We start from the raw sequence: 13,163 nt of genomic DNA on the forward strand, positions 1-13,163 counted from the left end.
AATAAAAAAGGCGGGCCCGAGGGCCCGCCTTTTGCATGGTTCGCCGCCCCTGTGGGGCGGACTTGCCGGATCAGAACGCGGCTTGCGCGCTGAAAGTGAAGCGACGACCGATCACGTCGTACACACCCGGGAAGGTGTTGCCATAGTTGGAGGCGCCAGGGCCCACACCGGTGGCAGTGAACGGGGGCTGCTTGTCGAAGAGATTGTTGACCGTCAGCGAGAGCTTGACGTTCTTCATCGCTTGCCAGGAACCATTCAGGTCCACATAGCTGACAGCCTTGAGCTTGGTGTACTCGGCCTGGTTGGCTGCGGCCTTGTCCTTCTGAATTTCCGACTCGCCGATATAGCGCCAGTTGTAGCCCAGCGAATAGTCGCCGAAGGTCCAGGTGGCGCGCTGGCTGAAACGGGTCTTGGCGTAAGGCGTGCCCACGTCCGTGCCGTAGTAGCCGGCTTGCTCCAGGGTGGCCACCGAAGGCAGGGACTTGAAGTCCGCCTTGTTCAGCAGGCTCAGCTGCAGCGTGAAGTCGATGCGGCCCATCTTGGGTGCACCCAGGCTCTTCAGGTTCAGGCGGTAGGAGCCACCGATGTCCACGCCGGAGAAGTCATAGGCACCCAGATTGGAGGACTGTGTGACCACGCCCTTGCTGCCCGTGCCATTGAGGCCACCGTTCAGCGGGTCGCGCTGGATGGCCTGGCAGAACACGTTGTTGGTCAGACCGGGGTTCAGGGTGGCGCTGTAGCAGCCGTTGATCACTTGACCGGCGGTGGCGCTGGAAACGCCCTCGGCGATCTTGATGCGCCAGTAGTCCAGGTTCAGGGACAGGTTGTCGACGAAAGCCGGCTCCCAGACCACGCCCAAGGTGGTGGTGTTGGCCTTCTCCGGGCCGAGGCTGGGGTTGCCGCCGCCGGTGTTGTTGATCTGGCTGGACGACGGTGCGGCCACTTTGCCGATCTGGGCCACCGGCACGCCGGTCAGCTGGCACACATTGGTCAGCGTGCCTGCCTTGCCTGCGTCGGCCGCGTTGATCTCCGCACCCTGGCAGGGGTCCTTGGCCAGCGTGGACAGGCCCGTGGTCACCGGAGCGTAGAGCTCGTTGATATTGGGTGCGCGGGTGGCGCGTTGGCGCTCGCCACGGAAACGCAGGCCCTTCATCGGGGTCCAGTCCAGGCCGCCCTTCCAGCTGCCATAGCTCTGGCTTTCGCCGGTCGATGTGGACAGCTTGGTTTCGCGGTAGCCGGCACCCAGGTTCAGCGATTGCACCAGCGGCAGGTTCTGCAGCAGGGGCAGGCTCGCTTCCATATAGGTTTCGGTGAAATTCAGCTTGCCGCTGCGGTCCGGCGTCGGAGCGCCGCTGCCCAGGAGTTCGCCCTGGGTCTGCACCACAGCGTCAGAGGCATTGGCGCCGAACACGGAGCGCCGTTCCATACCGAGCGCCAGGCCCAGCGGCGCACGCGCCCATGGGCTCTTGGCGAAGGCCACTTCACCGTTGGCCGACACCGAGGTGACCTGCTGCTCCACGCGGGTGGTCTGGAAGGTCGGGGTCGAGATGAAGGCCAGCATTTCCGGCGTGATCGAGCCCGATGCGCCGAACACGTTCAGTGGCACGCAGCCGCCGGTGGTGACCGTGCACTTGGTGGCGCTGGTAGCGCGCAGGGCTTGCTGGGTCTTGCTGGAGGAGAAACCGTTGCCGGTACGCACGGTTTGATCCGAGCGGCCCGACTGGTAGTAGGCGTCGTAGCTCCAGCTGTCCAGGAAGGGGATGTCGCCACGCAGGCCGGCGGTGTACTGGGTGGTGGTGTTGTCGTAGCTGTAGATGCGAGGGCCGGCTTCGACGAAGCGGCGGGCGACGGCCATGCGCACCTCGGTGGCGCTGCCGGCGACGCACTTGTCGGGCTGCAGGCCAGCGATCAGGGTGGCGCTCTGGTCGGCCGGCTTCTTGGCCAGCTCATCGGCCAGATAGGCCGCGCAGATCTGGCCGCGCACCTTGTCGGTGATGAAGGGGTTGCCGATGGGCACGTTGAAGCCGGCGCCGAAGGTGCCCGAAGGGGCCAGGTTCAGCGTCACATTGCTGCGCGTGTGGAACAGCTCGGCATAGGCTTCCGCGTTGTCATTGATGCGGAAATGGCCCAGCGCTGTGGCTTGGGTGCGGGTCAGCGGGGTTTCGAAGTAGTTCGGCGGGTTGGTGTTGTAGGCATCTTCGGTGCCGCCGATCGGACGGAACAGACCGGTGGTGGCATCGATCACTTGGCTGCCGCTGATGGCGCCCGGCATGCCGGAGAACTGCGAAGGCGCTGCTGTACCGGAGAAACCGCCTGGCTTGCCGGACGCCGAGCTGATCACGATCTGCGAGTAGTCGCGGTCGGCCAGGCGCAGCGGGTCGGTCTTGGTGGTGCCGATGTGCAGGGCCACATTGCCACGGCCATCGGCCAGGTTGGCACCCATGGTGATGTCGTTCTTGCGGCGACCGGCATCACCCTTTTCGGAAATGCTGTACAGGGTGGTGGCTTCAACGCCGGTGAAATTGCGTTTGGTCACGAAGTTGACCACGCCGGACACGGCGTCCGCACCGTACACGGCCGAGGCGCCGCCGGTCACCAGGTCGACGCGCTCCAGCAGCGAGACCGGCACGTTGTTGGTGTCAACCACACCGCCCAGATTGGCGGGCACGAAGCGCTTGCCATTGAACAGCACCAGGGTGCGGTTCGATCCCAGACCACGCAGGTCGATCGAGGCAATGCCGGTGGAGCCATTGTTCATGGCCGGGCCGATGGCCGGGTAGGACGAAGGCAGACCGCGCACCAGTTCTTCAACGGCCACAGGCTGGGTGGTGTTGATGTCTTCCTTGCCCACCGAGGTGATGGGGCTGCTGGAGGTGTTGCCGATGGTCTTCAGGCGCGAGCCCGTGACTTCCACGCGCTCCAGCTTTTCCTGGACTTCTTGGGCAAAGGCGGGGGCGGCGGCGATGACGCCGATCGTCACCAGCGCGGCGGCGCTGATAGCACTACGTTTGAACATGAAAACTCCTTCGTGAGGGCGTTTTGATTGAAAGCTCGGTGAGGCGGGAATACATCGGCCACTTGTTGCCGCCCCTAGCCGGGGGGCGAAAATGCCGCAGGCGCAGTGTGACGATGGGCACCCCTGGCGCTTTCTGGGGTTGTCCCTAGTAGTGGGGGGTATGACGAAGCACACCCCCTTGGGAGGCGCAGTTCCCCCATGAAACGCCCCTGCAATCGGGGGGATTGCACGCTGTCAGACGTTGTCGTTTTGAGACAAAAACCGCAAGACCTTGCAGTTGACAAGGCGTTTTTTGTGGATGCAACCTTCAGTCGGGCTTGATGTCGAAGGCGATGGTCAGCCGCGGCTGTTCGTCGACAAAGGGGGTGGTGCCATGCCAGAAGCAGGAGGGGAAGAGCACCAGCCGCCCCACCCGGGGCTGTTCCAGGCGCTGGGGCGCGAGCCCCAGGTCCAGATCGGGCTGGCCGAACTTGATCCAGCCCGCTTGGGCCTTGGCATCCACGGTCGCTTCGGGCAAGGCAACGTAGTAGCAGGCGCTGATCCAGCCGTGGCCGTGCACGTGGTTGGTGTGAAAGCCGCTGCTGCGCAAGCGTGAGGACCAGGAATCGGTGAAGTGCCAATCGGCACTGCGCTGTTGCAAGAACGGGTGTGAGCCGTCCTCGGGCAGGCTGGCGATGTAGCGCTGGATGGCCGCGCTCAGCAAGGGCTTGAGCTCGGCCACCCGCGGCCAGGCTTGATCGAGCAAGTTGTCGTGCGTTTGCGTGCCCTGGCGCAAGGTTTGGTCGACCGGCGCTTCGCGGTCGGTATGCAAGGCGTTCAGCTCGGTGGCGAGGGCCTGGTTGAATTCCGTCATTCCGGCCCAGCCCGGCGGGGCCGGCAGATCAAAGACCTGGACCAGGCGTTCATAGTCGTTGAGCCAGGCTTCGCGTGGGTCGCCCAAGAGGCGCCAGGCCAGGCCGAGCAGGGCGACCGCCAACTGGTCATCGGGCCTATGCCTCAGCGCTTGTTCGGCCATGGCTGCGGCCTCCGCCGTGCGGCCCGCCGCCAGCAGGCTGCGCGCGAGATTGCTGCGTGTGTTCGCATCGCTCGGATTCAGCTGCAGGGCTTGCTGCTGTGCCTGCAGGGCTTCTTCATGCCGGCCCAGGCGGCTGAGCGCCTGGCCAAGGCCGTCAAAGTAGGCACAGCTCTGCGGCGCCAGGCTGCAGGCTCGCGAGTAGGCGGCGGCGGCTTCGCTCAGGCGTTCGGCCTTGAGCAGGAGCTGAGCTTTCAGCCCTGGCGCCAGCGCTGACTGCGGCGCCGCGGCTTCGGCCGCGTCAAGCTCGGTCAGAAAGTCCGACTCACCCTGGCTGTAGCGCAGGCGCGCCAGGTCATAGAGCGCCAGGCCATGTTGGCCATCCAACTTCAGCGCCTGCCGATAGGCGGCGGCGGCTTCGGCGCTGCGGCCCAGGCTCTGCAAGGTGTTGCCGTGGTTGTAATGGGCATCGGCGACCCGCAGACCCAGGCCTAGCGCTTGCTCATGCGCCGCCAAGGCCTCGGCATGGCGATGTAGGCGCTGCAGCAGCACGGCGCGGTTGTGGTGCAAGGCGGCCCGCTCGGGCGCCAGGCGCAGGGCTTGATCCAGGCTGTTCAGGGCCGTCGCCAGCTCCCCCGCGTCCTGCTCTAGCAGGGCACGCAGCTGCCAGGCGGCCACGGCGCTGGGGTTCAGGTCGAGGCTTCGCTTCAGGGCCTGGCGTGCCGGCTCGGTTTGTTCGAGCAGGCGCAGCAATCGAGCCTGGTTGTAATGGGCTTCAGGCCAGCCTGGACGTAACTCGCCAGCTCGCCGGTAGCTGGCCTCGGCTTCGGCCAGCTGTTGCAGCTCTTCTTGGGCTTCGCCGAGTGCATGCCAGGCCTCGGCCTGCTGTGGCCGTGCCCGGATGGACTGACTCAAGCTGGCGACTGCCTCGGCCCAGCGGGCTTGCGCCAGCTGCAGCTGGCCCAGCAGGCGCCAGGCATCGGGCTGGTTTTTCAGCTGCAGCAAGACCTGGCGATAGCCGGCCTCGGCGATCTCCAGGCGCCCTTGTTGATGGGCCTGGACGGACTGATGCAGCAAGCGAGCCGGATCCTGGGGGTTCATGGGCGCGCAGTGTAGTGAATGTGGGTTCACCTTGGAATTGAGGGCCGGCGGCGGAAATTTTTGAAACCAATGGTCAGCTTGCTCGGTGCTTACCCTTCCTTGTTGCTCCAGCGCAGCGGGGGTAGACACGAATGCGAGCCCACTCTCGATACGCTCAGAATTCGCCCCAGCGCCCTTTAGAGCGTGACTTTCAGCACTGGATCAAAAGTCGAGTGCCTTAATCGTTCGGAACCATTGATTGAAAGAGGGATCACATGTCGAAATCTCAAATCCGTTCAGTGGGGCGCCTCAGCCTCATTGCCATCGCCGCCAGCATGGCCTTGGGCACAGGCCTGGTTCAGGCCCAGTCCAATTCGACCGGCCAGGTCTATGGTGTTCTCACCCAGACCCAAGGCGCGTCTGTGCTGCTGGAGAACACAGCGACCGGCTTCAAGCGCACCATCGCTCCAGGCGCTGATGGCCGTATCGTGGCCGGCAATCTGCCTCCTGGCGTCTACAAGGCAAGTCTCTTGCAAGACGGCAAGGTGGTGAGTGTTCTTGCCAGCGTGGAAGTTCGTATCGGTCAAGGTACAGCCCTTGAGTTCGGTACCCGTATGGAGACCGTGACGGTGACCGGTTCCCGCAAGGTCATCGACACGTCCTCTGCCGACGTGGGATCGACTTTCAGCGCACAGCAACTGGCTGCTTTGCCGGTGGCGCGCAACCTGAACGCCATCATTCTTCTGGCCCCAGGAACCACTGAAGCTGACTCGCGCTACTCGGGCGGTATCAGCATCGCCGGTGGTGGCCCCTCGGAGAATGCGTACTACATCAACGGCTTCCCTGCGACCAACCCGCTGAACCAGCTGGGTTCGGCCGAACTGCCCTTCGGCGCGATTGCTGAAGCGCAAGTTCTGAATGGCGGCTTCGGTGCCGAGTACGGTCGTTCGGTCGGCGGCGTTTTGAACGTCATCACCAAGTCGGGTACCAACCAATGGGAAGCCGGCGCACAGTACTTGGTCCAGCCCAACAGCTTCCGCGACAAGCCGGTTGATCTGTACTACGCCAACACAGGCAAGAACCCGACAACCGACAGCAAGCTGCGCCTGCGTCGTTCGGACACCGAGCGCACCGAGTACACCTACGGCGGTTACGTCGGCGGCCCCATCATCAAGGACAAGCTGTTCGTTTTTGCCGCCGTCGAGAAGCGCGAACTTCGCGCGGACCAGGTCAACCAGACCACCGGTGCTTCGGCGTCTTCGATGTTGTCCAGCGGCTGGCGCAAGGATGATCAGTCCACCCTGCGTGCCTTGGGCAAGCTTGACTTCAACATCACCGACCAGCACCGCCTGGACTTGACGCTGATCCGCGACAAGCCCGAGATCGTGCGTTCGTACTACAGCTACGACTACGCCACGGGCAATGTCGGCTCGGTCAAGAACTCGGCCGAGATGTACACCAACGTGCCGAATCAGACGGCTGTTGGCGCCGACATGTCCATCTTGCGCTATTCGGGCGAGCTGACGGAGAACCTGACGGTCACCAGCTTGTACGGCAAGAGCACGATCGATCACATGAACGATTTCCTGGGTTACGACCCGGCCATCAAGGGTGTGAACTTCAGCCCCAATGCCGCTTCGGCGACGCCTCCAGGCGTCCTGATTCCGGTGAAAAACCCGATCTCGGGTAACAATTTGCTGGCTCCCGGATCGAAGGACAAGGTCACCAGTTTCCGCCTGGACTTGGAGTACCGCCTGGGCAAGCACACGATCCGTGCCGGTCTGGATAACAACAAGCTTGAGTCCACAAATGCAGGCTCTGTGTTGGCAGCCGGTTCGACCATCACCTACCTGAAGACCAGCGCGGCCAATGCGGCCAATCCGGACTTCAAGCCGCTGGGTGGCACGAGCGACAAGATCTGGCTGGCCAATCCGGCTTACGGTCCCTTGGCTGCCCAGGGCTTCTATGGCCGTGAGACGATTTTCACGACCACCACGAGTGCCTACTCGGACCAGACGGCTCAGTACATCGAAGACAGGTACCAGCCTACCAAGAGCCTGACGCTGACGGCAGGTCTGCGCCGCGAAACGTATCAGAACTTGAACGGCGACAAGCAGGTCTTCCTGGAGATGAAGGACCAGTACAACCCGCGCTTCGCAGCGGTCTGGGATCCTCTGGGCGACTCTTCCACCAAGGTCTACGGTAGCGCCGGTCGCTATTCGATCCAGATCCCCACCGCAATTGCAGTGCGTGGTGCAAGCCGCTCTACTTTCACGCGTGAGATGTTCATCTACACAGGCGTGGATGCCAATGGCCAGCCGACCGGCCGCGTCAACATCGCCAAGCCGTACTCGGCCAACAACGAGTACGGCCAGGCCAAGGACGCCAAGGTGGTGGCTGCCATCGACATGAAGCCTTCCTTCCAGGACGAGCTGACCCTGGGCTTCGAGAAGGCCTTGTTCCAGGACTATCGCGCTGGCGTGAAGTTCACACATCGCATCTTGAAGAGCACCATCGACGACACCTGCGACGCCGTTCCGTTTGAAAAATGGGCAGCAGACAACAAGGTCGACACCAGCGAGTGGGATGGCTTCGGTTGCGCCAGCTTCAACCCGGGCTTGACCAACAAGTTCCTGATTGACTTCAAGAACGGCGGCCCGAATGCAGGCAAGACCTACACCGAAGTCACATTGACCGGCAAGGACTTCAACCTGGAAAAGGCCAAGCGCACCTATACAGCCCTGGACTTCACGCTGGAGCACCCCTTCCGCAATGGCTGGTACGGCAAGCTGACCTACACCTGGGCGAAGAACAAGGGCAACACCGAAGGCCAGACCCTGTCTGACGTGGCTCAGACCGACATTGCTGCCACTCAGGCTTGGGACCACTGGGAACTGATGGAGTACGCAAACGGCTATCTGCCGGGTGATCGTCGCCACATGATCCGTGCCAACGGTTTCGTGAGCATCAACCCGCAATGGGATGTCGGTGGTTCCGCTTCCATCCAGTCCGGCCGCCCGGTCAACTGCCTTGGCATGTATGGCACGGCTGAAACCAATCCTGTCGGCTACGGTTCTGCTCACCACTACTGCGCGGGTCAGCCCTCGCCGCGCGGTACGGTGGGTCGCCTGCCCTGGACTCAGCGCTTTGACGTCCGCGTGACCCACAAGCCTGAGTTGGTGAAGGGACTGGAGCTGTCCTTGGACGTGTTCAATCTGACGAACCAGCAGGTCACGCAGAACGTGATCGAGGTGTACAACGGTGCGGACAAGTCGGTCGTCAGCCCTGACTATGGCCGGACCATCAGCACGACGGCTCCTCGTCGCATGCAGTTCAGCGTCGTGTACAACAAGAAGTTCTGATCGATTTCAGAACCTGGGCAGCGCCCGCGAGGGTGACTGCTTGAGTTATCGGGCCCGCAGCCGCAAGGTTGCGGGCCTTTTTGTATGCCTACCGATCCGGCTTGGCCGCATGCCCTGCATAGAATGTGCGCCCCAGCCGGACCTCCATTTCATGAGCACACCAGATACTCAGATTTCAGCGCCACCCACGATGCCTGATCGAGATGTACCCGCTGCATGCGGCATCCTCATCATCGGCGCCGGCCCAGCCGGCAGCGCTTGTGCGCGCGTGCTGGCGCAAGCCGGACTGGATGTGTTGCTGGTCGACCAGCAGCCGCAGGGCCGGGACAAGATCTGTGGCGATGGGCTGATCCCGGACAGCCATGCCGCCCTGGCCCGCCTGGGCCTGCTTGAGCAGGTGATGGCGCGGGCGCAGCCGGTCCAGCATGTGGCCTGCATTGGGCCGCGGGGTGGGCGCATCGAGGTGCCGGGCACGCTGGCCGTGCTGCCTCGCCGTGAGCTGGACGAGATGTTGTGCCAGGCGGCGCAGGATGCCGGTGCGCGTTTCCTTGCCCCTGCTCGTTTTGAAGCGCCGCTGGAAGATGCGCAAGGCCGTGTCTGTGGCGCCCGGCTCAAGCTCGGTGATCAGCAGCACGAGGTCCGCGCCGACTGGGTGATTCTGGCCACCGGTGCAGTGCCCAAGGCACTGACGGCCGCGGGCCTGTGCGAGCGCCACACGCCCAGTGGCGTGGCCCTGCGCGGTTATGTGCGCGCACCCTCGATGGTGGGTCGCATCAAGGCCATGGATGTGGTCTGGCACGAGTCGGTGCGCCCGGGCTATGGCTGGATCTTTCCGGCCCCTGATGGTTGCTTCAACATCGGCGTCGGCGTCACTGACAGTCACAAGGCCGTGGGCGGCAAGGGCGAAAAGAAGGAGCTCAATCTGCGCGCCATCTTCGATGCCTTCGTCGCCAACTACCCTCCCGCGGCCGAGCTGATGCGAGAAGGCCAGCTGGTCGGCGAGCTCAAAGGTGCGCCGCTGCGCTGCACTTTGAACGGCGCGCGCTGGAGCCGACCCGGCCTGTTGGTCACCGGCGAAGCCGCCGGCAGCACCTACTCCTTCACCGGCGAAGGCATCGGCAAGGCCATGGAAACCGGCATGCTGGCGGCCGATGCCTTGCTGCTGGGCCGCAGCCGCAGCTATCAGGACGCCCAGGTGCGCGCCGCCTACGAAGAAAGCCTGCGCGCGCTCAAGCCCAAATTCGATTTGTACGAACGCGCCAACCGTGTCAACGCTCACCCCTGGTTGGTCGATCTGCTGATCTGGCGTGCCCGGCGCAGCCCGCGCCTGGTGCAGCGCATGAGCGGGGTCTTGAATGAAACCAGCAATCCGGGCAATCTGATCAGCCTGAAGGGCTTCAGGCGCTTGTTTTTGGAGTGAGGGTGGAAGGGGGAGGAGTGAAGGGGTGAACAGGTGAACGAGTGAACACCCCGCGCAAGCCCGCATCATCACGACTCACGACTCACGACTCACGACTCACGACTCACCTGTTCACCCGTTCACCCGTTCACCCTCATTCCGCCCCATGTGTCAACTCCTCGGCATGAACGCCAACACGCCCACCGATGTGATGTTCAGCTTCACCGGTCTGGCCAATCGCGCCGATGAGCACAAGGACGGCTTCGGCATCGCCTTCTTCGAGGGGCGCGGCCTGCGCCATTTCGTCGACCACCACAGCGCCCGGGTCTCGCCCCTGGCCGAGCTGGTGCAGCGCTACCCCATCCGCAGTGACAACGTCATTGCCCACATCCGCAAGGCCACTCAGGGTCAGGTCTCTCTGGAGAACACCCATCCCTTTGTGCGCGAGCTCTGGGGCCGCTACTGGGTGTTTGCCCACAACGGCAACCTCAAGGACTTCCAGCCGCGCTTGCATGCCGCCTTCCGGCCGGTGGGCCAGACCGACAGCGAGCTGGCCTTTTGCTGGCTGATGCAGGAGCTGGCCAAAGCGCATTGCACCGTGCCCAGCATCGCCGAGCTGAGCCTGACCCTGGCCGAGCTGATGCCGCAGCTGAACGCCTACGGCACCTTCAATATGCTCTTGTCCAACGGCCAGGCGCTCTGGGCCCACGGATCCACCCATCTGCACTACCTGCTGCGCCGCCACCCCTTCGGCCGCGTGCACCTGCAGGACGAAGACCTGAGCGTCGATTTCGCGCCCGACACCACCGCTCAGGACCGCGTGGCCATGGTGGCCACCCAGCCGCTGACGCGCGACGAGCCCTGGGTGGCATTCCAGCCCGGGGAGTTGAAGGTCTTCGTGGGTGGCGAGCTGTTCGGCTGAGCTGGCGCGCGGCGTGGCCCGCCATTCGCCGCAGCATGCTGCCATTCGCCGCCTGAGCCCGGCCGCGCCCTCGGCGCTGGCCTAGACTGCCGGCCATGCCGCACCTGCCGTCTTCCAAGGATCATCCCGCCCGCCTGGTGCTGGACTGGACCCAGTGGGTCTGGCCCGGCCCGCGTCGCGTCTTCAGCGAAGACGAGCTGGCGCGCGCCGGCCAACAGCCTTGGCCGGTTTCGATCGACTACTACGTGCTCAGCAATGTGCTGGTGCTGCTGGCCATCAATTACCGGGAGATGTCGCGCCATTGGGCCCTGCTGATCTGCATCGCAGCCATGGCCTTGACCCTGGGCGTGCTGGGCCTGGCGCGCATCCTCTGGCGTCGGCCCAGCCGGAAGCGCTTGAACCTGATCAGCTATGCCGGCGTGCTGGGCATTGTTCTCGCCTCCGCCCCCTTCGCGCACCCTGAGCTGAGTTCGCCGGAACTGACGGCGACTCTCAAGGCGAACCGTGATCTGGTGAAGTTCGTGGCTGTGTTCGGCATGTCAGTCTTCCTCGTCACCTACACCTCGTTCTTGTTCCTCACCTTCATCCGCGTGCAGCAGATCGAGGCCCGCCTGCGTGAGCTCGACGAGCAAGCCCATGCCCTCAAGCTGGCCCGTCGCCTGGCCACGGCGCAGATGCAGCCGCATTTCCTGTTCAACACCTTGGCCTCGGTCCAGCACTGGGTGGACACCCAAGACCCGCGCGCCGGCGGCACCTTGCGCGCCTTCACTCAGTACCTGCGCGCCACCCTGCCCATGTTCGAGCGCGAGAGCCTGAGCCTGGCCGAGGAGCTGCAAATCGTGCGCAGCTATCTGGAGGTGATGCAGGCCCGCCTGGGCGAGCGCCTGCGCTGGGAGCTGGAAATCGAACCGGGCCTGGAGGCCGTGACCGTACCGCCGGGCCTGTTGCTGACCCTGGCCGAGAACGCCATCGGGCACGGCATCGAACCGGCCCTGCGCGGCGGCCGCGTGGTCGTGCGCGCCTGGCGCCAGGATCAGCAGGTGGTGCTGGAGGTGGAAGACGACGGCATGGGCCTGAGCAGCGCCGAGCCGGTCGAACGCCTGGGCCTGAGCAATTCGCGCGACCGCCTGCGCCAACTGCACGGTGAGCAGGCGCGCCTGAGCCTGTTGCCCCGCGCGCCCGGTGCCCTGGCGCAGGTGCAGATTCCTTGGTCGGCGGTCGCCGGAGGGCCAGCCGCATGAGCCCGTCCGAGCTGTGGGTGTCGGCCTGGCGCCGCGTGCGCGAGCGATTCATGCCTTGTGAAACTGCTGCGGAGCGCCTGCCCGACGAGGCCGGCATCCGTCGCCTGGGCCTGCAGCCGCTGCGCGGTCTCGCCCTGTGGTGGCCGATTGGCTTCACCTCCACCGTCTTGGCCGTCAGTTCGCTGGGGTCCTTGCACAGCGCGCAGGGTCGGGTCTTGCTCTTGTTCATGCTGGCCTGTGCCGGCCTGGGCTTTGCTTGGCTGGCACGCTGGGTCTGGGCTTGGCCCAGCAGCTCCCGCGTGTTTCGCAGCTCGCTGGGCGGTGCGCTGGGCATGGTGCTGGTGGCGCTGATCATCAAGCACGGCGCCTCGGCCGAGGAGGCCGAGTGGCTGCGCCTGGTGTTCATGGGCCTGGGCGTGACGGTGATGGGCGGTGTCAGCTTTGTGTCCATCTACCGCCGCCACCAGATCCTGGCCCGCCAACGCGAGCTTGCCGAGCGCGAGCTGGCGCTGGCCGCCCAGGCCCAGCTGGCGCAGGCGCAGATCCAGCCCCACTTCCTTTTCAACTCGCTGGCCTCGCTGCAGCACTGGGTGCACCAAGGCGACCGCCGTGCCGCGCCCTTGCTGGATGCGCTAACGGCCTATTTGCGCGCCACTTTGCCGCTGTTCAATCGCCGCCAGCTCAGCCTGGGCGAAGAGCTGGAAGCCGTGCGCCAGTACCTGGCCGTGATGCAAGCGCGCCTGGGGGCGCGCTTGCAGGTGGAAATCGAGGTGCCCGATGAATTGCGCAGCATTCAGCTGCCGCCGGCGCTTTTGCTGACCTTGGTGGAGAACGCCATTGAGCACGGCGTGGTGCCCAAGTTGGGCATCGCGCTGCTGCGCATTGAGGCCCGGCAGGCGGGCGCGGTCTTGTGCCTGCAGGTCAGGGACGACGGCCCCGGCCTGCCCGAGCAGATGCCGCTCGTGCGCGCTGGACGTGGTGTGGGCCTGAGCAATTCGCGCCTGCGTCTGACCCAGACCTTTGGCGACGAGGCCAGCCTGAGCCTTGAAAATTCTGCCGAGACCGGTGGCTGCGTTGCCACACTGCGCCTGCCGATCGCGATGGCTTTGCCACCCGCGCTCCTTGCGTGAC

Annotated in this window: 7 protein-coding genes; 5 read left to right on the forward strand and 2 right to left on the reverse strand. The window is 64.5% G+C overall.

All coding sequences use genetic code 11. The features are described 5' to 3' along the window. Nucleotides 1-70: 70 nt before the first annotated feature. Both ACQY39_RS05020 and ACQY39_RS05025 read right to left on the reverse strand, forming a co-directional pair. Nucleotides 71-3,016 carry a TonB-dependent receptor domain-containing protein gene (locus tag ACQY39_RS05020; protein ID WP_428503981.1) on the reverse strand — a complete coding sequence of 982 codons (2,946 nt, stop codon included), beginning with the start codon at nucleotides 3,014-3,016 and terminating at the stop codon, nucleotides 71-73. Nucleotides 3,017-3,323: 307 nt separating this feature from the next. Further along, entirely contained in the window at nucleotides 3,324-5,129 is a 1,806-nt protein-coding gene (locus ACQY39_RS05025; RefSeq protein WP_428503983.1) for a tetratricopeptide repeat protein, read from the reverse strand. A 254-nt stretch (nucleotides 5,130-5,383) separates the two neighbouring features. Here ACQY39_RS05025 and ACQY39_RS05030 point away from each other — a divergent pair, with 254 nt between their 5' ends. The 5 genes from ACQY39_RS05030 (at nucleotide 5,384) to ACQY39_RS05050 (ending at nucleotide 13,162) form a co-directional block, all read left to right on the forward strand. Beyond that, nucleotides 5,384-8,470, forward strand: coding sequence for a TonB-dependent receptor (locus ACQY39_RS05030; protein ID WP_428503985.1), 3,087 nt, complete (start codon nucleotides 5,384-5,386; stop codon nucleotides 8,468-8,470). Nucleotides 8,471-8,660: 190 nt separating this feature from the next. Then, entirely contained in the window at nucleotides 8,661-9,890 is a 1,230-nt protein-coding gene (locus ACQY39_RS05035; RefSeq protein WP_428503987.1) for an NAD(P)/FAD-dependent oxidoreductase, read from the forward strand. A gap of 145 nt (nucleotides 9,891-10,035) precedes the next feature. Then, on the forward strand, nucleotides 10,036-10,791 hold the full coding sequence (locus tag ACQY39_RS05040) for a class II glutamine amidotransferase (RefSeq protein WP_263516297.1): 756 nt from the start codon (nucleotides 10,036-10,038) through the stop codon (nucleotides 10,789-10,791). A 95-nt stretch (nucleotides 10,792-10,886) separates the two neighbouring features. Then, the gene (locus ACQY39_RS05045; protein WP_428503990.1) at nucleotides 10,887-12,032 is read left to right on the forward strand and encodes a sensor histidine kinase; all 1,146 of its coding nucleotides are present in this window, start codon (nucleotides 10,887-10,889) and stop codon (nucleotides 12,030-12,032) included. Beyond that, on the forward strand, nucleotides 12,029-13,162 hold the full coding sequence (locus ACQY39_RS05050; RefSeq protein WP_428503992.1) for a sensor histidine kinase: 1,134 nt from the start codon (nucleotides 12,029-12,031) through the stop codon (nucleotides 13,160-13,162). Before ACQY39_RS05045 ends, ACQY39_RS05050 begins: the two co-directional genes overlap by 4 nt. Nucleotide 13,163: the final 1 nt, after the last annotated feature.

Origin of the sequence: Roseateles sp., assembly GCF_965262435.1 — a bacterium.
Classification (GTDB): Bacteria; Pseudomonadota; Gammaproteobacteria; order Burkholderiales; family Burkholderiaceae_C; genus Paucibacter_A.